13 protein-coding genes are annotated in these 19,634 nt (G+C 67.1%); 7 read left to right on the forward strand and 6 right to left on the reverse strand.

The window, feature by feature from the left end:
- Positions 1 to 968: 968 nt before the first annotated feature.
- Positions 969 to 1,439 (reverse strand): VOC family protein, encoded by a 471-nt coding sequence (locus tag ACFWF1_RS17440; RefSeq protein WP_379289488.1) that lies wholly within the window; start codon positions 1,437 to 1,439, stop codon positions 969 to 971.
- A 73-nt stretch (positions 1,440 to 1,512) separates the two neighbouring features.
- On the opposite strand from ACFWF1_RS17440, the gene ACFWF1_RS17445 reads away from it, so the two are divergent.
- The 3 genes from ACFWF1_RS17445 to ACFWF1_RS17455 all read left to right on the forward strand — a co-directional run bounded on the left by ACFWF1_RS17445 (position 1,513) and on the right by ACFWF1_RS17455 (position 3,861).
- Positions 1,513 to 2,403 (forward strand): DUF6597 domain-containing transcriptional factor, encoded by an 891-nt coding sequence (locus ACFWF1_RS17445; RefSeq protein WP_379289490.1) that lies wholly within the window; start codon positions 1,513 to 1,515, stop codon positions 2,401 to 2,403.
- A gap of 108 nt (positions 2,404 to 2,511) precedes the next feature.
- Positions 2,512 to 2,925 carry a DoxX family protein gene (locus tag ACFWF1_RS17450; RefSeq protein WP_379289491.1) on the forward strand — a complete coding sequence of 138 codons (414 nt, stop codon included), beginning with the start codon at positions 2,512 to 2,514 and terminating at the stop codon, positions 2,923 to 2,925.
- Between the two features lie 483 nt (positions 2,926 to 3,408).
- Positions 3,409 to 3,861, forward strand: coding sequence for a universal stress protein (locus ACFWF1_RS17455; RefSeq protein ID WP_357391405.1), 453 nt, complete (start codon positions 3,409 to 3,411; stop codon positions 3,859 to 3,861).
- A gap of 123 nt (positions 3,862 to 3,984) precedes the next feature.
- Here the strand turns inward: ACFWF1_RS17455 and ACFWF1_RS17460 are convergent, their stop codons facing one another.
- From ACFWF1_RS17460 to ACFWF1_RS17470, 3 genes are all read right to left on the reverse strand, one after another.
- Positions 3,985 to 6,273 (reverse strand): HelD family protein, encoded by a 2,289-nt coding sequence (locus ACFWF1_RS17460; RefSeq protein WP_379289493.1) that lies wholly within the window; start codon positions 6,271 to 6,273, stop codon positions 3,985 to 3,987.
- A 282-nt stretch (positions 6,274 to 6,555) separates the two neighbouring features.
- A complete protein-coding gene (locus ACFWF1_RS17465; RefSeq protein ID WP_379289495.1) occupies positions 6,556 to 7,893 on the reverse strand; it encodes a diguanylate cyclase domain-containing protein in 1,338 nt (445 codons plus the stop codon).
- A gap of 387 nt (positions 7,894 to 8,280) precedes the next feature.
- Positions 8,281 to 10,002, reverse strand: a complete 1,722-nt coding sequence (locus ACFWF1_RS17470; protein ID WP_379289518.1) for a GAF domain-containing sensor histidine kinase — start codon at positions 10,000 to 10,002, stop codon at positions 8,281 to 8,283.
- Between the two features lie 145 nt (positions 10,003 to 10,147).
- On the opposite strand from ACFWF1_RS17470, the gene ACFWF1_RS17475 reads away from it, so the two are divergent.
- Entirely contained in the window at positions 10,148 to 10,921 is a 774-nt protein-coding gene (locus ACFWF1_RS17475) for a sigma 54 modulation/S30EA ribosomal C-terminal domain-containing protein (RefSeq protein ID WP_379289496.1), read from the forward strand.
- A gap of 6 nt (positions 10,922 to 10,927) precedes the next feature.
- On the opposite strand, the gene ACFWF1_RS17480 is transcribed toward ACFWF1_RS17475, so the two are convergent.
- Entirely contained in the window at positions 10,928 to 12,127 is a 1,200-nt protein-coding gene (locus ACFWF1_RS17480; RefSeq protein ID WP_379289498.1) for a GAF domain-containing sensor histidine kinase, read from the reverse strand.
- Positions 12,128 to 12,135: 8 nt separating this feature from the next.
- On the reverse strand, positions 12,136 to 12,771 hold the full coding sequence (locus tag ACFWF1_RS17485) for a response regulator (RefSeq protein ID WP_379289500.1): 636 nt from the start codon (positions 12,769 to 12,771) through the stop codon (positions 12,136 to 12,138).
- A 327-nt stretch (positions 12,772 to 13,098) separates the two neighbouring features.
- Here ACFWF1_RS17485 and ACFWF1_RS17490 point away from each other — a divergent pair, with 327 nt between their 5' ends.
- From ACFWF1_RS17490 to uvrA, 3 genes are all read left to right on the forward strand, one after another.
- Positions 13,099 to 14,148 (forward strand): glycosyltransferase family 4 protein, encoded by a 1,050-nt coding sequence (locus ACFWF1_RS17490; protein WP_379289501.1) that lies wholly within the window; start codon positions 13,099 to 13,101, stop codon positions 14,146 to 14,148.
- A 28-nt stretch (positions 14,149 to 14,176) separates the two neighbouring features.
- The gene (locus tag ACFWF1_RS17495) at positions 14,177 to 16,282 is read left to right on the forward strand and encodes a glycogen debranching N-terminal domain-containing protein (RefSeq protein WP_379289503.1); all 2,106 of its coding nucleotides are present in this window, start codon (positions 14,177 to 14,179) and stop codon (positions 16,280 to 16,282) included.
- A gap of 157 nt (positions 16,283 to 16,439) precedes the next feature.
- Complete coding sequence (uvrA, locus tag ACFWF1_RS17500; protein WP_379289504.1) at positions 16,440 to 19,475, forward strand: excinuclease ABC subunit UvrA; 3,036 nt, start codon at positions 16,440 to 16,442, stop codon at positions 19,473 to 19,475.
- Positions 19,476 to 19,634: the final 159 nt, after the last annotated feature.

Raw genomic sequence — 19,634 nt, forward strand, 5'->3', positions numbered from 1 at the left:
TGTGCGGGAGCAGTGGCGTGTTGAGCATTAGCCGCCATCAGCGGCCGTTCGGAACGGGCGGGAGCACTAGCCGTATGCCTGTTGTGCTGCCGCACCTTCTCTCGGGATCTGCACCCAGACTCGCTGTGGGACACGCCGTGTCCGGTGTAGTAGGGGGTGCGGGTGTGGGCTCGGTGTGCGGGTCGGGTGGTGGTGCGGGGCGCGGATCTGTGTTTGCGCGCGGCTTCTGGATTCTTGTCAGTGGCCGGGCTGGGACAGGTGCGAGCTGTAGCTGTATGTCTACTGGATCCGCGCACTCTGTCTCGGGATCTGCACCCAGACTTGCCGTGGGACACGCCGTGTCCGGTGCGATAGAGGGTGCGGGAGTCGGGCCGGGTGGTGGTGCGAGGCGCGGACTTGTGTTTGCGTGCGGCTTCTGGGTTCCCGTCGGCGGCTGGGCCGGGGCAGGTGTGGGCTCTAGTTGTATGTCTGCTGGATCCGCGCACTCTGTCTCGGGATCTGCACTCAGACTTGCTGTGGGACACGCCGTGTCCGGTGCGGTAGAGGGTGCGGGTGTGGGCCCGGGGTGCGGGTCGGGTGGTGATGCGAGGCGCGGATCTGTGGTTGCGTGCGGCTTCGGGGCTCCTGCCAGTGGCCGGGCCGGGGCAGGTGTGGGCTCTAGTTGTATGTCTGCTGGATCCGCGCACCTTCTCTCGGGATCTGCACCCAGACTTGCTGTGGGACACGCCGTGTCCTGTGCAGTAGAGGGTGCGGGAGTGAGCCTCGGGTGCTCGCCGGTGGTGCGAGTCGCGGGCGCGCGTTCGTGCGCGGCTTCTGGGGCTCGTCGGCGGCGGGGCGGAACGGGTGGGAGTGCTAGCCGGATGAGTGTTGTGCTTCTGCGCCATCTCTTGGGTTCCGCACCCCGACTTGCCGTGCGACACAACGTGTTTGGCGCGGCAAGGGGTGCGGCTGTTCGGGGTTTTCGGGCGTCAGCTCTGGGTGGCCATCCATTCGTTTACGCGGCGTTCGGCTTCCTCGCGGGAGACGTCCTCGACCTTGGTCATCACGGCCCAGCGGTGGCCGAAGGGATCGATGATCACGGCGAAACGGTCGCCGGTGACGAAGGTTTGGGGTTCTTCGGCGCTGCGGGCACCGTTTTCGACGGCGCGCTTGATGACGTCGTCGACGTCGGGGCAGTAGTGCACGATCGAGGTGTGCACCCACTCGCCGTTCGGCGCGAGCACGTTGTTGTCCGGGATCGGCATGCCCAGCTGCAAGGTGGAGTCGCCGATCTTCAGCTCGGCATGTGCGGGCTGGCCATCGGGCAGGTCGTTGCGGGCGATCACCTCGGCGCCGAAGACGGCGGAGTAGAAGTCGATGGCCTTGTTGCCGTCGCTGACCGCGAGGAAACAGGTGATGGAGTGGTAGCCCTCGGCAATGGGATTCACGGTGTTGGTCATGACATCAATCCTGGTCGGACGCGTGCTGTTGGTCTTGTAAGAACGCGACACGGTGCCCGGCGGGAGCGAAACCATGTCCGGCAGCACTGATTCCGCACCGCCGCCACGGAATCCGGTGGCCCCCGCGGACACCACCGGCATCCTGCATCCCGACGAACAGGCCAAGTACCGCACGCTGGCCCGGCTGCCCGCGGGTCCGGCGGTAGACCGGTTCGTCGAGTGGTACTGGTCGGTGCGCTGGGACCTGCGCGGCAGACCGCCGTACCAGGCCGAGGTGCTCTCGTACCCGAGCGTGAACGTCACCTTCGAGCGATCCGCAAGCCGCACAGGCGGTTTCGTCACCGGCGTGTGCACCACCAAGTTCATCCGCGAACTCAGCGACCAGGGTGAAGTATTCGGCCTGCGTTTCCGCGCGGGCGGCTTCGGCGCCTTCACCGGACTGGATGTCGGCTCCTTCCGCGACACCGTCGTCGAACTGACCGACGTCATGCCCGACGCCCACGGCCTGGCCGACCGTGTCCTCTCCGCCCCCACCGACGAGCAACGCCGCGCCATCGTCGAGGACTTCCTCACCGCCCGCCCCGTCGCCGACGATCCGACCTATGACCTGGTGCTGCGCATCATCGGCGCGATGGCCACGGACCAGGACCTGACCAGGGTCGACCAGATCACCGACCGATTCGATATTCCCACCCGCACCTTGCAGCGCATGTTCCGCCGTTACGTCGGCGCGGGACCGAAATGGGTGCTGCGCCGGTACCGCCTGCAGGACGGCGCCGAACTACTCGCCCGCGGTCGCACCGAAGATCTCGCCACATTGGCCGCGGAACTGGGATACTTCGATCAGGCGCACTTCTCGCGCGAGTTCACTGCGGAAGTCGGAATGGCTCCACTGGAATACGCCAAGAATTCGCTACGCTCGCGCAACGAGGTCACCGCAAAGGTCATATCGACCAGGATGTAGTTGCTGGGCCGACCGTATTCGACCATTCGACCACGGCCGGGGAGATAGCTCCCGGGTTGCTTAGTTGAATGTTGCACTACCTACTGTCAGCCAAAAAAGGAGCTGGACATGGATGTCGTGGTGTTGATCGGACGGGTGTTGTTCTCGGTGTTGTTCCTGAGCTCCGCGCTCGGGCACTTCATGCAGACCGAAGCGATGACGGGCTATACGGCGAGCAAGGGTGTGCCGATGGCGAAGCTGTCGGTGCTCGGTTCGGGAGCCCTGTTCGGTCTCGGCGGGCTGAGCGTGTTGCTCGGGGTGTGGGCCGATCTCGGGTCGGTGCTGCTCGCGGCCCTGCTGGTGGTGACCGCTCTACTGATGCACCCGTTCTGGAAGGAAACGGATGCGCAGGCCAAACAGGGCGAAATGGTCAACTTCAACAAGAACCTGGCGCTGGCCGGCGCCGCGTTGATGCTGTTCGCGTTCTTCGCTCACGTCGACGACCTCGGATTGACCATCACCGGACCGCTTTTCGACCTCTGACCCCGCGTGCCGCGCTAATATTGCGCGTCCTTTTTACTGCAGGGAGAGGAAGGCATGGACATCATCGGAGCGATTCTCGGCTTATTCTGGGCGAACTACCAACAGTGGCCGTAGTGGCACGGTAGTCCCAGGCTCCAGCGGCCCGTCCCGGTGCGTGATTTGCGCGCCGCGGCGGGCCGATGTCTGTTCGATCCCTGCTGGTATGTGACGAATATCCCAGGGGGACAAGACCGTTCATCATCATTGTGCTTGATCACAGTTTGACGGCGCGGCAATTGTGTCTGCCCAGGTTGCTCATGCCCTTCCCGCATTTCCTGGCGAACATGTGGCGCCAATGCCAGGACACCGGCAATGTGATGTGCTGCGATTTCTGATATTTCCGGTCTGTTTGCCGCTAGGGTCGACCCAAGTCGCTGCGCCGGGGCACGTCTTGGTATGCGCCCGGACGTAGGCACCCTGACACCCGCACAGTTGGAGGAGAGAATGACCGCCTACCGGACCATTGTTGTCGGTACTGATGGCTCGGACTCGTCGTACGTCGCCGTCGAGAAGGCCGCCGCGCTGGCTGGAGTGTCCGACGCGACCCTGGTCATCGCGTGTGCTTACTACCCGACCGACGATCGCGACGTGGCCGCCGCCGCGGACGTGCTCAAGGAAGAGGCCTACCAGGTGCGCGGGTCCGCCCCCACCAACGAGATCCTGCGCACCGCGCGGGACAAGGCCGTCGCCGCGGGCGCGAAGAACATCGTCGAACGCGCCGTAGTCGGCGAACCGGTCGAGTCGCTGCTCACACTAACCAAGGACGTCGACGCCGACCTGCTCGTCGTCGGCAACCGCGGGCTCAACACCCTCACCGGCCGCCTGCTCGGCTCCGTCCCCTCGGACGTCGCCCGCAAGTCCCGCTCGGACGTCCTGATCGTGCACACCGTCCGCTAGCCATCCCACCAACCGAAGGCCCCCTTCGGCACGCCAGACAGACCAAAGGCGCCCTTCAGTCGAGTGAACGTCTCGACCGAAGGGTGCCTTTGGTCTGTGTAGCCGACTGAAGGGGGCCTTCGGTTAGGCCAGTGCGGTCAGTACGTCGGGCAGGTCGTCGCTGTGGACTACGCCTAGGCGCTGGGTCGCGCGGGTCAGGGCGACATACAGGTCGTTGAGGCCGCGGGGCGATTCGTTCAGGATCGCTTGGGGTTCGACCAGATACACGGCGTCGAACTCCAGGCCCTTCACGTCGTGCACGGTCAGTACGCGCACCGATTCGTCGGCCAGTTCGGCCAACTCCTCGACCAGCGTGTGTGGCGCGATCACCGCGGTGGTGCCCGGCCCGGTTTCCTCGGCGACCAGTTTCGCCACCTGGTCGCGGATTTCGCTTGCGGTGACCCGATATCCGCGCGGCGGGTTGCCGCTGTCGCGCACCGAGCGTGGTGCGGACGCGGACGGATCGATCGCGGCGAGTACATCCGCGGCCACGTCCATGATCTCGGCCGGGGTGCGGTAGTTCACGGTCAGCTCGGTGAGCTTCCACCGTTTGGCCACATACGGTTCCAGCACGCGCTGCCAGGACGACGCGCCCGCCGGGTCGCCGGTCTGCGCGACATCGCCGACCACGGTGATCCAGCGATTCGGGATGCGCCGCATCACCATTCGCCACGCCATCTCCGACAGTTCCTGCGCCTCGTCCACGATGACGTGCCCGTAGGTCCAGGTGCGGTCGCCCGCGGCGCGCTCGGCGGTGGTCTGGCTGGTGCGCACGTTCTGGCGTTCGGCGAGCTGGCTCGCGTCGATCAGGTCGTAGGCCATCAGGATTTCCGGGTCGAGCTCGTCTTCGAGATCCTGTGGGGCGGAACCGGTCAGGATGTCCAGCGCGTCCTGCGCCTCGGCCAGCTGGGCCCGCCAGCGGCGCCGGGAGCGTTCGCGTTCCTCGGTGTCGTCCACGCCGAGCAGTTCGGCCAGCTCATCGAGCAGCGGGGCGTCGGCGGCGCTGAACTCGCCGTTGTCCGGCCGCACCAGTTCCGCGCGATCCGCGGCCGACAGGGTGCCTGCGACGCGGTCGAGCCGCTTGGGGTCGGCGAGCAGATCGGCGAGCACGTCCTGCGGGGACAGCAGCGGCCACAGCTTGCCGATGGCCTGCTGGATCTCCTGGTCCGCCCGCATCTCGTCGCGGATCTCGGCAATATCGGTGCGGCTGAGCAAGCTTGGGCCGCCGGATAGATCCGAGCCCATCGTCTCGGCGAGCTGCTCGGTGAGCGCGTCGATGACCGCGCTGGTGAAGATCGGCTTGGCCAAGTTGTGCGGGCGCCGCGAGGAACGGGCCCGGCCACGCGCCCGGGTGGCGATCTTGCGATCCAGGGTCACCTGATAGCCGTCGAAGCTGAGCCGGACCGGTTCGGCGGGCACCTCCTGCCGGTCCCGCACCGCCTGCTTGAGCACCTCGAGGATGTCGAGCGAGCCCTTGATCTCGCCCGCCCGCAACGAGTCCTCGCGGGTCGCCTTCACACCCGGATACAGGTCGCCGATGGTGGACAGCAGCACGCCGGTCTCGCCGAGCGAGGGGAGCACCTGGCCGATGTAGTCGAGGAAGGTGGCGTTCGGCCCGATGATCAGCACGCCACTCTTCGCCAGCTGCTGGCGGAAGGTGTAAAGCAGGTAGGCGGCGCGATGCAGCGCGACGGCCGTCTTGCCGGTGCCCGGCCCGCCCTGCACCACCAGCACGCTCTTGTGCTCCGAGCGGATGATCGCGTCCTGCTCGTGCTGGATGGTCTCGACGATGTCGTTCATGTGGCCGGTGCGTGCGGCGTTCAACGCGGCCAGCAGCGCGCTCTCGGCACCCACCCCGCCGTCGTCGTCGGTCGCGCCGGCCTGGCGTGCGGCATCCAGATCGAGGTATTCGTCGTTGATGGCGGTGACATTGCGGTTGCGCGAGCGGATGTGCCTGCGCCGGGTCACGCCGTCCGGTGCCGCGGTGGTGGCGAGGTAGAACGGGCGGGCCATCGGCGCGCGCCAGTCCAGCAGCAGCGTCTCGTAATCGTCCTTCTCGTCGAGGATGCCGAGCCTGCCGATGTAGCGGTATTCGTCGGCCAGATCGATCCGGCCGAAACATAGACCGTGTTCTGCCGCATCGTATTTGGCGAGGTCCTCGTTATAGAGCTGGCTGAACGACTCGCGTTCGCTGCGAGCCTGCGGCGTGCCACCGGATTCCAGCAGCACGGTGCGCAAGCGGTTGCGGGCGTAGTCGCGCATCTCGTCGAGCCGGTCGTACAGCACCGACAGGTACTTCTGTTCCTGTTCGGTCTCGCGGGTCAGCTCGGGCGCGCCGTCACGAGCGGCACGGTCCTGAGTGAGGTCGGGCAAACTGAACTCCTTCACCGCGATGAGCCGAGCGAACGGTACACACGCATGGCAATACGCACGCGAACGTTCGGAAAACAAGGTTGTCGAGTCTACTGCGATTGCGGCGGGGTCGCCGTAACCGCAGGTGTATCCGGTGTCGCGTCGTCAACCACGCGGCGTTGTGCGCGACGGTTGCCGACCCGGCGACCGGGGACATGTCATAGAAGTGGTGTAACAGCTTCGGGCACCGCGGGTATTCCGCCGACCCGCGAAGTTCTTCGAGAATCATCGATCGGAGACCCGTCAGGACGCGTGTGTGCTGTTCGGTCTGCGTCCTAAGCCAGCCGCACTCTCGCGGTGCCCGGACGGCTTGGCCCGGTACATCGCCAGGTCAGCGTCGTGCAACACGGCCTCGGGGGTGCGGCGGTCGTTGACGTTGAGCGGGGTGACGCCGATCGAGGCGTTCACCTCGATCCGGTGCCCGCGCGCGATGATCGGCTCGGCCATCGTCGAGCGCAGCCGGGCCACCAGCGCGTCGATGTCCACCCGCCGGGTGCCGCCGGACAGCAGCACCAGGAATTCGTCGCCGCCGAGCCTGCCGACGAGATCGTCGCTGCGCAGCGCGCGCTGCAAGCGCTGCGCGACGATCTGCAGCACCGTGTCGCCGATGGCGTGCCCGAGCGTGTCGTTGATCGCCTTGAACCCGTCCAGGTCGATGAACAGCACCGTCGACACCGGCAGGTTCTCGCTGGTGGCCAGCGCGCCGGCCAGCTGGGACAGGATCAGCGAGCGATTCGCCAGCCCGGTCAGCGAGTCGTGCGTGGCCTGGTACTCCAATTGCCGCCTGCTGGCCCGGAACTCGGTGATGTCGGCGAACGAGGACACCGCGGACGAGCGCCGATCGCCGGGATTGAGCAACCTGCTGCTGCCGGACAGCCAGCGCCGCTGCCCGTCGGCCCGGTCGACGCCGAAGACATAGCCGGTGATGGTCTCGCCGGTGGCCAGTGTGCGGGCGATCGGGTGGCGCGTGGGTGCGAGTGGCTGCGCGTTCGCGTCTAGCAGCGTGACCGGCAGCGACTGGATCGTTTTGCCGATGAGCTCGTCGTCGCTGCCGAAGATGTGCATGGCCGCCGGATTGGCCGACTCGATGCGGCCCTCCGGATCGATTACCACCACGCCCTCCTCCAACTGCGAGACAACCGTGGTGAAGTGCTGTTCGGCCCGCTGCTGCGCGGCCTCGGCCTGCCGCTGGGCGGTGAGATCGTGGATGACGACCTGGTAGGCGAGGTGGTCGTGCCAGGGGGTGAGTACCGACACGATCTCCGCGGGCATCTGTACGCCGTTGGCCCGGACCAGTGTGATCTCGGTCGGCTCGGTGGCGGCCCCGTTGGTGGTCAGCACGCTGATCCCGGCCAGCATCGCGGGCACGGAGTTCGGATGGACGAACTGGGTGAGTGGTTTGCCGACCACGTCGTCGACGCTGTCGGCGGCCAGCAGCCGGACGGTGGCGGGGTTGACGTAGACGACGATGCCGCGCTCGTGCACGCAGATGGCGTCGGACGTGTGCTCGACCAGAGAACGGTAGCGCTCAGCTAGCTGCTCGGCCGCTTCGATCGCGGCGGCTGCCTTGTCCTCGCTCACCTCTAACCCCCGATCATCGACCCGATTCCGGCCAGTGGAGCATGGGATTATTCTCGTATCGACGTGCACGCGACTACAGTCTCGACGCTATTGCCTCGATCACAGTTCAGGTGCTTGATCGGACAGTGTCTGGTGATCATTACAGAACCGGTGTCCAGGAATTGTCTCGCTGACCACGGTTCTGGTGAAGCGTTGTGCAGGAGCGCGGAGCCGACCCGGACAAGCGGCATTATCAAGATCATATGACGTTGGCCGGGATCGGTGCCGTCATCGTGGCCACCCACGCACGGTGACCTGGCCTGTTCGGCAGGAAGTCGACCGCTGCGGTGGCAGCGAGCGAACCACTCGACGTCGCCGCTCGGGCCAGGAGGTTCGCCGCATCCGTCCTCACGGCAGCGGCACCGACCAGCACAACCGGGTGCCCGGCATCGCTTCGCCCGCTTCGGTCGTGTTCCCGGCCGTCCCGATGACGAAGTGCCCGTCCGCCTTCTCCGCGCGCTGCTCCAGATTGCGTAGTCCGCTGCGCACCACGTGATTCGGGATGCCCCAGCCGTTGTCGGTCACCACGATCGTCAGATCGTCGTCGACGCTGATCTGCACCGCGACGGTGTCCGCCCCGGAATGCCGGACCGCATTGCTGACCGCTTCGCGCACAACGGCTTCCGCGTGATCGGCCAGCTCGGCCTCCAGCACCGACAGTGGACCTGACACCGAAAAGGTCGACCGCAGTGCGGATTCGGCGGTCTGCTGGCGGATCGCGTGCTCGATCCGCTGCTGCAGCGGATTACCGTTGCCGCCGTGCAGGTCGAAGATCGAGGTCCTGATCTCCTGCACCACCTCCTGCAGGTCGTTGACCACCGTGGAAAGGCGTTGCCGCACTTCGGGAACGGTGGCCTTGGCGACCGCGCCCTGCAGCGTGATGCCGACGGCGAACAACCGCTGGATGACGTGGTCGTGCAGGTCCCTGGCGATCCGATCGCGATCGGCGATGATGTCGATGTCGCGCATCCGCTGCTGCGCGTCGGCCAGCTGCATGGCCAGCGCCGCCTGGTCGGTGAACGCGGCGGTCAGCTCGACCAGCTCGTCGGAATACGGCGCCGCGCCGACCTCGCGCACCGTGGTCAGCACGCCGAGCGTGGTGTCCGGCGTGCACAGCGGCAGGATCAGCAGCGGTCCCGCGTCGGGGAGCGCGAGGCCGAGGTTGACCGCGCCCGCGTCGTCGAAGCGCAGCGGGGTGCGGCGGGTGAACGCCTCGCCGAGCGCCGTCCCCTCGGTGTGCACCGCCTTGCCCTCGTAGCCTTCGCCGGGCCCACACCAGGTGGTGACCGCGAGCGCGGTCGGCTCGCCGTCTTCGTCGGGCCCGGTCAGAAACGACTGGTGCGAGCCGGTCAGCGTGCGCGCGTGCTCGACCACGTGCGCGAGCACGCTGGCGGACTGGTTGCCCGCCAGCAGTTCGGTGGCGATGTCGCGGGTCGCCGCGATCCACGCCTGCCTGGTGCGCGCCGATTCGTAGAGTCTGGCGTTGTCCACCGCGATGCCCGCCGCGGCGGCGAGCGCCTGCACCAGTACGTCGTCATCGTCGGTGAACGGTTGCCCGCCCGCCTTTTCGGTCAGGTAGAGGCTGCCGAACACCTCGCCGCGGATCCGCACCGGCACCCCGAGGAAGGTGTGCATCGGCGGGTGATGTGGTGGAAGTCCAACGGAGGCAGGGTGATTGGTGAGTTCGTCGAGCCGGAGCGGTTTCGACTGGTGGAACACCACGCCGAGCACGCCGTGGCCCTCGGGTAATCGTCCGATGGCAGTGCGGGTTTCGTCATCGAAGCCCTCGTCGATGAACTGCACCACCTGCTGGTCGTGGCCGCGCACGGCGAGCGCGCCGTAGCGGGCGTCGACCAGGTTGATCGCGGTGCGCACGATGGTGCGCAGGGTGTCGTCCAGGTCGAGGCCGGAGGTGACGGCCAGCATCGCCTCGACCAAACCGTCCATTCGGTCCCGGGAATCGAGAATGAGCTCGACGCGTTCCTTGACCTCGCTGAGCAATTCGCGCAGGCGCAGTTGCGACAGGGTGTCGCGCACGGAATAGGGGTCGTTGCCGTGATCGTCGGTCATATCGGCTTCCCCTTGTGGTGGGCGCGCGAACTGCGCCTTGTCCCAGTCTAGTTCGACCTTCGGGGACTTTCGGCCCTGTTCGCCACCGCATTGCGATGGTGACATGGGGCTACGGGATCTGAATATCGAAGGCAGGGCGTGTCACATGAAGTCGTCGGGGCTGTTGCATTCTTCGTCACCACAACACTGGCTCACCGCAAGTGATCTCGATCTAGCCGTCACCACCTTCGGTGCGGTGCCGGATGTGGACGTGACGAGGGCGGTCCGGGCGATCGGCCGGGTGCTCCGCCGCCACCACCTCGACGCGGCGACCAGGGTGCGCGTCACCGCGCCCACCGATGCGGGCGAAGCGACGGTGGTACAGGCCAACATTCGGTGTCGCGAGATCGCCACCCGGGTGCAGGTGACCGGGCCGGGCGGGTTCGCGGTGACCTTCGCCGCCGAACGGCTCGACCGGCAGCTGGCCCGGCTCCAAACGACCCGGTCCCGGGACTGGCCCGATCCGGCCCGACCGCCGCTGGCCCAGGTCACCGAGCCGCGCCCGATCGTGCGGCGCAAGAAATGCGAGCTGCTCACCGGTACGCCGGCCGAGGCGACGGCGGTGATGGACGCGATGGACTACGACGCGTACCTGTTCACCGACGGCGAGTCCGGCACCGAGGCCGTGGTCGCCTGGGGTGATCCGCTCGGCGTCCGGCTGTTCCGTCAGGACGCGGCGGTGAGCTGCCCGCCGACGGTGAATTTGCTTCCACTGACAGTGGATTCGGCACCGGCGCCCGTCCTCGATGAGGAACAGGCCGCGCACGTGCTGTGCCGGGACGGCCTGCCGTTCCTGTTCTTCACCGACCCGGCCGGTGGCCGCGGCCGGCTGCTGTACCGCCGCTACGACGGTGATCTCAGCATGGTCGAACCGGCGTAACCGACCTCAGCTCAGCGGGACCGACCAGTGCACCCGCGTCCCACCGGACGCGGCGCGCTCGATGCCGCATCGGCCCTCCGATTCGGCCGCCCGCTGCGCGAGATTGGCCAGGCCGCTGGCGATTACGTCGTCCGGCACGCCTGACCCGTTGTCCTGCACCACGATGGTCAACTCGTCGGCCACGGTGATCTCGATCGTCACCGCGTCCCCGCCGGAATGCCGCACCGCATTGCTGACCGATTCGCGCACAACGGCTTCCGCGTGATCGGCCAGCGCGGGCCCGACCACCGACAGCGGCCCGTCGACGCGCAGCCGCGCCCGGATCGGGGTCGCCGCGGTCTGCTGCTGGACCGCGTCCTCCAGGCGTCGGCGCAGCGAGGCGCCCGCGCCGCCGTGCAGATCGAAGATCGTCGTCCTGATCTCGTGCACGATCTCCTGCAGTCGATCGATCTCGTCCGAAAGTCGTTGCTGGACTTGCGGATCGTCCACCCGCGCGGCCATGCCCTGCAGGCCGAGGCCGACCGCGAAGACCCGCTGGATGACGTGGTCGTGCAGGTCGCGCGCGATCCGGTCGCGATCGGCGAGCACATCGAGTTCGCGTGCCCGGCGCTGCGCCTCGGCCAGCTGCATGGCCAGTGCGGCCTGATCGGTGAACGCCGCGGCCAGCGCGCCGAGTTCGTCGGAGTACGGCTCGGCGTCGGGCGCGCGCACCACGATCAGCACGCCGAGCACGATCCCCGCCGTCTGCAACGGCAGGATCAGCGCGGGTCCCGCCGACTCGAGCGGGGCGCCGAGATCGACGCCTCGCGCGTCGGCCAGATGCACGGTCGCGCGCTCGGCGAAGGCCTTGCCCGCGACGGTGTCGACGAGTCGCACGTGCTGTCCCTCGGCCGGCGCGGCCGACCTCGACCATTGCGCCACAACGAGTTCCGTGGCCTCCTCGGGTGGAATGCCGGGCTCGACCACCGCCAGGATCGCCTGCTCCGACCGGGTCAAACCGCGCGCGTGCTCGACCACCTGCGCGAGCACCCGATCCGGCTCGGTGCCCGCCAGGAACTCGGTGGCGATATCCCGGTTCGCCGCGATCCACGCCTGACTAGTGCGGGCCCATTCATAGAGTCGCGCGTTGTCGACGGCGATGCGGGTCGCGGTGTCGACTACGGCACGCAACGTGTCGAACAAGGTGTGCGGCACGGCGTCGGTCATGTCGCGCGTCAGCGCTCGCCGAGCTTGCTGGCCAGCACCGCCGCCTGGGTGCGCCGCTCCATGCCGAGCTTGGCAAGCAGCCTCGACACGTAGTTCTTCACCGTCTTCTCCGCCAAGAACATTCGCGCCGCGATCTGCCGGTTGGTGAGTCCCTCGCCGAGCAGCGCGAGCAGCTTGCGCTCCTGCTCGGTGAGCCCGGCCAGCGGGCCGTCGTCGTCGGGCGCGCCGTCGCGCAGCCGGGCCCGCAACGCGGCGGCCGCCCGGTTGTCCAGCAGCGAACGGCCCGCGCCGACCGCCTTGATCGCGGCGGCCAGCTCCATGCCCTTGATGTTCTTCACGACGTATCCGCTCGCCCCGGCCAGGATGGCGTCGAGCATCGCCTGCTCGTCGGTGTAGGAGGTGAGGATCAGGCAGCGCAACCCCTCCACCTCGGCGAGCAGGTCGCGGCACAGCTCGATGCCGTTGCCGTCGGGCAGCCGGACGTCGAGCACCGCGACATCGGGGCGCAGGATGGGAATTCGGGCCATCGCCTGCGCCACGTCACCCGCCTCGCCGATCACGGTCAGCTCAGGATCACCCTCCAGCAGATCGATCAGACCGCGCCGGACAATTTCGTGATCGTCGACCAGAAATACCTCGAGCACGTCGGCCTCCCTGTCGTCGTCTACCGGACGAAAGCTGCTCCCGAAAGCCACGATTAGATAACGAGGTTCCGGGTAAGCTCGCAATGAAGTCAACCAGAGGGGCCCTGGGCAGCGGAGCCATAAGGCTCATATGTATATGGGAACTCGAGCGATGACATATTCAGCGACACTAGATTTCAGCGCGATCTTCGGATCGCCGCGCGCCTGTCCGGGCTGCGGATCCGACCTCTTCGACGAACTACCCGATGTCCTGTTGCGCTGCGGCGGCTGCGGCGCAGACTGGGGGCCTGCGGCGGAAGGGCGTGACGGCGAAGAACGTAGGCGTCCATGAGAATCGGGCAGATCGTTCCGCCATGGGTCCCGGTCCCACCGCCCGCCTACGGCGGCACCGAAGCGGTGGTCGGCAATCTCTCCGTCGGTCTCGACCTGCTCGGCCACGACGTGCACCTGTTCACGGTGGGCGAGTCCACCTGCCCGGTGCGCCGGTATTCGCTGTACGAGCATCCGACCGTGCAGATCGGCGTCGGTGAGGCCGAGCTGATGCACGTGCTCGCGGCGTACGAGACGCTGGCCGACGTCGACATCATTCACGACCACACCTCGCTCGGCCCGTTCGTCGGCGCCATCCAGGACGGGCCACCGGTCGTCGTCACCAATCACGGGCCGTTCACCGAGATGCGTCAGGAACTCTTCCGTTCGATGGCGCGCCACGCCAGCATCGTCGCGATCTCCGAGGCGCAACGCCGGATGGCGGGCAGCGTGCCGATCGCCGAGGTGATCCCTCACGGCATCGACCTCGACGCGCACCGATTCGGCCCTGGCAGCGGCGGTTACCTGATATTCGTCGGCCGGATGAACGAGACGAAGGGCGTGCACCGCGCGGTGCAGATCGCCAGGCTGGCCCGGCGCAAGCTGCTCATGATCACCAAGATGCGCGAACCGGAGGAACAGCGCTACTACACTGAGCGGGTGCGTCCACTGATGGGCCCCGACGATCCCGAGCCGCGTGAGGAAGCCACCGCGCGCCGGGTCGAGCTGGTGCGCCACGCCGACGCGTTGATCAATCCGATCGAGTGGCCGGAACCGTTCGGGCTCGTGATGGCCGAGGCATTGGCTTGCGGCACACCGGTTCTCGCGTTCCCCAACGGCGCGGCACCGGAGATCGTCGAGCACGGCAAGACCGGATTCCTGTGCCGCGACGTCGACGAGATGGTGGATGCGCTCGATCAGGTGCACACCATCGATCGACGCGATTGCCGTGCGGCGGCGGAGCAGCGGTTCGGCAGGCTGCGGATGGCGCGCGATCACGAGCGGCTGTATCGCCGCATTCTCGCCGACCGGACGACCCGGGTCATGGCGCCCACCACGGTGGCGTGAGTTTGCCGAGCGCCCTCGGGGCTGCGTGGTGACCCATCCATGGGGCGACGGCTCGGACACGGAGGCGCCGACGGCGATCAATGCCGGGGTCACCTTGGTCGAGGGCTCGACCTTCTGCATCAGCGAGGTCAGCGGTGCGATCAGTCCGAATCGCGCGGCGGGCTTGTTCGTTCGCGATACCAGGGTGTTGTCGCATTGGCGATTGACCGTCGACGGCAAGGAGCCGGAGCCGCTCACTGTGCGCTACGACGAACCGTACAGTGCGACGTTGCTGGCCCGGACCGTGCCGCGGGCGGGCACTGCGGACAGCACCGCGCTGGTGATCATCGGCAGGCACGTCGGGGACGGCATGCGCGAGGATCTGGTGGTGCGCAACCTTTCCGGTGCGCCGTTGGAGTGTGCGATCCGGTTGGAACTCGACGCCGATTTCGCTGATCTCTTCGAGGTCAAAGAGGGGCGCATCGGTCATGACCACGAGGTGATCACTGCGGCGCGTGCGATCGATGGTGCCATTCAGATCAGCCGTGCCGAGCTCGGTGTCGCGGTGACCGTCAGCGGTAGCGGGGCCAGCGCGACCGATCGCGAATTGTGCTGGGAGGTAACACTTCCCGGACGTGGTGAATGGTCCGCGTGCATCGAGTACCTGCCCGCGCTCGACGCCGATCCCGCGCCGCCGCGCTATCCCTGTGGCGTACCGGTGAACCGCAGCGCGCCCGCGCAACGACTGCGCGAGTGGTATGCGAACTCGCCGACCGTGCACACCGAGGACGAAACCCTCGCGTCGGTGTTGCAACGCACGCTCACCGATCTCGGTGCGTTGCGCATCTTCGATCCAGACCATCCGGAGCGTGCCGTGGTGGCCGCGGGTGCGCCCTGGTTCATGGCGCTGTTCGGCCGCGACTCGCTGCTCACCTCGTGGATGGTGTTGCCGCTGGACCGCAGGTTGGCGGTCGGCACGTTGCAGAGTCTGGCCGATCTGCAGGGGACGAAAGTGCATGCGGCGACCGAAGAACAGCCGGGGCGGATTCCGCACGAGGTGCGGTTCGGGCGTGCGGCGACACTGTTGCTCGGCGGCGGCACCGCGTATTACGGCACCGCCGACGCGACTCCGTTGTTCGTGATGTTGCTCGGCGAGTTGTATCGCTGGGGATTGGATGCGCGGATCCGCGACGAGCTGCTGCCGCATGCGGATCGCGCGCTGGAGTGGATCGAACGCTACGGCGATCTGGACGGCGACGGTTTCGTCGAATATCAGTGCGCAGCCGAGCACGGCCTGGCGAATCAGGGCTGGAAGGACTCCTGGGACGGGGTCAACTTCGCCGACGGCACGCTGCCCGAAGCGCCGATCGCCCTGGCCGAAGTGCAGGGCTACACGTACGCGGCGTATGTCGCACGCGCCACACTCGCCGCGGGCACCGGCGATCACGCGGCCGCCGAACGCTGGCGCGCCAAGGCCGCGCAGTTGAAAACCGCCTTCAACGAGGCATTCTGGCTGCCGGATCGGGGCTGGTTCGCGATCGGCCTGGACCGGGACAAGCGCCCGATCGACGCGCTCACCTCGAATATCGGGCACTGCCTGTGGACCGGGATCGTCGATGACGACAAGGCCGAGCGGGTCGCCGGCCACTTGCTCTCGCCGGAGATGTTCAGCGGCTGGGGGATCCGCACGCTGGCCACGTCAATGGGCGCATACAACCCGGTCAGTTATCACAACGGCTCGGTCTGGCCGCACGACAACGCGATCTGCGCCGCGGGCCTGATGCGCTACGGGTTCACCGAGCATGCGAATCAGGTGGTCGCGGCCGTGCTTGACGCCTCGACCCGCTTCGGCTACCGGTTGCCCGAACTCTTCTGCGGTTTCGATCGCGCCGAATTCGACATCCCGGTGCCCTATCCGACGTCCTGTTCGCCGCAGGCGTGGGCCGCTGCCGCGCCGTTGCTGTTTTTGCGTACGCTGTTGAGACTGGAACCGAGTGTTCCGGAGGGGGTGCTGTCGGTCGCGCCGGTGGTCCCCGCTCGCTACCTGCCGTTGCGGGTCGGCGGGTTGCGCGTCGGCTCGGACGTGCTGTCGGTCACGGTGGACGCGGCGGGCTGGCAGGTCCGCGGTCTGTCCGGTGATCTGCGGCGGACCTAGCGTCGAACGCACCGCAATATCGCCGATGCGAGCGCTGTTGTAGCTGGTACGCCCCGGACGAGCCAAACTTGTCGGTGGGTGTGTTTAGCATGACGGCCGGATACGTCTGGACCCGTTTGTCGGTTCATCCGAACACGATCGAGAAGGGACTCACCTGGTGGCGGAACGCCTCACTGTGCGCGGAGCTCGGGAGCACAACCTGAAGGGGGTCGACCTCGACCTGCCCCGCGACAGTCTCATCGTGTTCACCGGACTGTCGGGCTCCGGCAAGTCGAGTCTGGCGTTCGACACGATCTTCGCCGAGGGACAGCGGCGATACGTGGAGTCGCTGTCGGCGTACGCGCGGCAGTTCCTCGGGCAGATGGACAAGCCCGACGTCGACTTCATCGAGGGGCTCTCGCCCGCGGTGTCGATCGACCAGAAGTCGACCAACCGCAACCCGCGCTCGACCGTCGGCACCATCACCGAGGTGTACGACTACCTGCGCCTGCTGTACGCGCGGGCCGGCACGCCGCACTGCCCGGTATGTGGCGAGCTGATCGAGAAGCAGACCCCGCAGCAGATCGTCGACCAGGTGCTCGCCATGGAGGAGGGCATCAAGTTCCAGGTGCTCGCGCCGGTGGTGCGCACCCGCAAGGGCGAATTCGTCGATCTCTTCGACCAATTGCACAGCCAGGGCTACTCCCGGGTCCGGGTCGACGGCGTGGTGTATCCGCTGACCGACCCGCCGAAGCTGAAGAAGCAGGAGAAGCACGACGTCGAGGTGGTCGTCGACCGCCTGGCCGTCAAAACGAATTCCAAACAGCGCCTCACCGATTCGATCGAGACCGCGCTGCGGTTGGCCGACGGCATCGTGGTGCTCGACTTCGTCGACCGCGACGAGCACGCGCACGATCGGGAGCGCCGCTTCTCCGAGCGGTTGGCCTGCCCGAACGGGCACCCGCTCGACATCGAAGACCTGGAACCCCGGTCGTTCTCGTTCAACTCGCCCTACGGCGCCTGCCCGGACTGCTCCGGTCTCGGCATTCGCAAGGAGGTCGATCCGGACCTGGTGGTGCCCGACCCGGCGCTCAGCCTGAACGACGGCGCCATCGCGCCGTGGTCGCGCGGGCAGACCGCGGAGTACTTCACCAGGCTGCTGTCCGGGCTCGCCGAGGCCGTCGGCTTCTCGATGAAGACCCCGTGGGAAGACCTGCCGCTCAAGGCGCGCAAGGCCGTGCTCGAGGGCAGTTCCGACCAGGTGCACGTCTCCTACACCAACCGGTACGGCCGGAAGCGTTCGTACTACGCCGATTTCGAGGGCGTGATGCCGTTCCTGCAGCGGCGCATGGAGAGCACCGAGTCCGAGCAGATGAAGGAGCACTACGACGGGTACATGCGCGACGTGCCGTGCCCGGTCTGCAACGGCGCCCGGCTGCGTCCGGAGATCCTCGCGGTCACCATCAGCGCCGGCGGCGACAACAAGTCCATCGCCGAGGTCAGCGATCTGTCCATCGGGGAGTGCTCGAAGTTCCTGAACTCGTTGACGCTGGGGGAGCGCGAGGCGGCGATCGCCGGGCAGGTGCTCAAGGAGGTGCAGGCGCGGCTCGGGTTCCTGCTCGACGTCGGCCTGGAATACCTGTCGCTCGGGCGGGCCGCCGCGACGCTGTCCGGCGGTGAGGCGCAGCGTATTCGGCTCGCCACCCAGATCGGTTCCGGGCTGGTCGGTGTGCTGTATGTGCTCGACGAACCGTCCATCGGCCTGCATCAGCGGGACAACCGGCGGCTCATCGAAACGCTCACCCGGCTGCGCAATCTCGGCAACACGCTGATCGTCGTCGAACACGACGAGGACACCATCCGCGCCTCGGACTGGGTGGTGGACATCGGCCCGCTGGCCGGCGAGCACGGTGGCCGGGTGGTGCACAGCGGTCCGTACCAGGAGCTGCTCACCGAGCCCGAATCACTCACCGGCGCTTACCTTTCCGGCCGGGAGCGGATCGAGCTGCCGCTGGTTCGGCGTCCGATCAACAAGAAGCGGCTGCTCACCGTGGTCGGCGCGACCGAGCACAACCTGCGCGGCATCGACGTCGACTTCCCGCTCGGCGTGCTCACCGCGGTCACCGGCGTCTCCGGCTCCGGCAAGTCGACGCTGGTCAACGACATCCTGGCGACCGTGCTGGCGAACAAGCTCAACGGCGCGCGGCAGGTGCCGGGCAGGCACACCAGGATCAAGGGGCTCGACGACCTGGACAAGCTCGTTCAGGTGGATCAGTCGCCGATCGGCCGCACTCCGCGCTCGAACCCGGCCACCTACACCGGTGTGTTCGACAAGATTCGCACCCTGTTCGCGTCGACCACCGAGGCGAAGGTGCGCGGCTATCAGCCGGGCCGATTCTCGTTCAACGTCAAGGGCGGTCGCTGCGAGGCGTGCTCCGGTGACGGCACGCTCAAGATCGAAATGAACTTCCTGCCGGACGTGTACGTCCCGTGCGAGGTCTGCCACGGTGCCCGCTACAACCGGGAAACCCTCGAGGTGCACTACAAGGGCAAAACCATCGCCGAGGTCCTCGACATGTCCATCGAGGAGGGCGCCGAGTTCTTCGAGCCGATCAGCTCGATCCACCGCTACCTGAAGACGCTGGTGGACGTCGGGCTCGGGTACGTGCGGCTCGGTCAGAGCGCACCCACGTTGTCCGGCGGTGAAGCCCAGCGCGTCAAACTCTCCGCCGAACTCCAGAAACGCTCCACCGGCCGCACCGTCTACATCCTCGACGAACCGACCACCGGCCTGCACTTCGAAGACATCCGCAAGCTCCTCAAGGTCATCAACGGCCTCGTCGACAAGGGCAACACGGTTATCGTCATCGAACACAACCTCGACGTCATCAAAACCGCCGACTGGGTCATCGACATGGGCCCCGAAGGTGGCTCCGGCGGCGGCATGGTCGTAGCCCAGGGCACTCCGGAAGACGTTGTCGCCGTAGCCGAAAGCTACACCGGGCAGTTCCTCCGGGATGCGCTGGAACAAGCGGGCGCCCCTGCGGCCGCGAAGAAGTCACCTGCGAAGAAGGCATCCGCTACCAAGGCTCCTGCCAAGAAGGCTCCGGCGAAGAAGGCCACCAAGCCGGTAGCCGACAAGCCGACCGAAGCGCAAGCCGCAGCGAAATCCGCCACGAAGCGTCTAGCCCGAAAGGCCGCAGCCCTCCGCTGATCACGCACCGCGAGAACCACTTCCGAATCGCGGGCGGGCCCAAGCGGCAGGGGGCGGGGGGCGTACCCCACCCACGAATGAAATTAGCCCCTAAAGTAGGGGTGTTGACTGGGGTTTGGGGCCGAATAGACGGGGAGAAGCCCGGGGTGGGGTGAAGTA

It is taken from the genome of Nocardia sp. NPDC060255 (genome assembly GCF_042727395.1).
Taxonomy (GTDB): Bacteria; Actinomycetota; Actinomycetes; order Mycobacteriales; family Mycobacteriaceae; genus Nocardia.

Bases quoted from the DNA above. Each gene is read 5' to 3' on its own strand.
- ACFWF1_RS17480 (WP_379289498.1), bottom strand. From the start codon at position 12,127: ATGACCGACGCCGTGCCGCACACCTTGTTCGACACGTTGCGTGCCGTA.
- ACFWF1_RS17470 (WP_379289518.1), bottom strand. From the start codon at position 10,002: ATGACCGACGATCACGGCAACGACCCCTATTCCGTGCGCGACACCCTG.
- ACFWF1_RS17490 (WP_379289501.1), top strand. From the start codon at position 13,099: ATGAGAATCGGGCAGATCGTTCCGCCATGGGTCCCGGTCCCACCGCCC.
- ACFWF1_RS17440 (WP_379289488.1), bottom strand. From the start codon at position 1,439: ATGACCAACACCGTGAATCCCATTGCCGAGGGCTACCACTCCATCACC.
- ACFWF1_RS17450 (WP_379289491.1), top strand. From the start codon at position 2,512: ATGGATGTCGTGGTGTTGATCGGACGGGTGTTGTTCTCGGTGTTGTTC.
- ACFWF1_RS17455 (WP_357391405.1), top strand. From the start codon at position 3,409: ATGACCGCCTACCGGACCATTGTTGTCGGTACTGATGGCTCGGACTCG.
- ACFWF1_RS17445 (WP_379289490.1), top strand. From the start codon at position 1,513: ATGTCCGGCAGCACTGATTCCGCACCGCCGCCACGGAATCCGGTGGCC.
- ACFWF1_RS17475 (WP_379289496.1), top strand. From the start codon at position 10,148: ATGAAGTCGTCGGGGCTGTTGCATTCTTCGTCACCACAACACTGGCTC.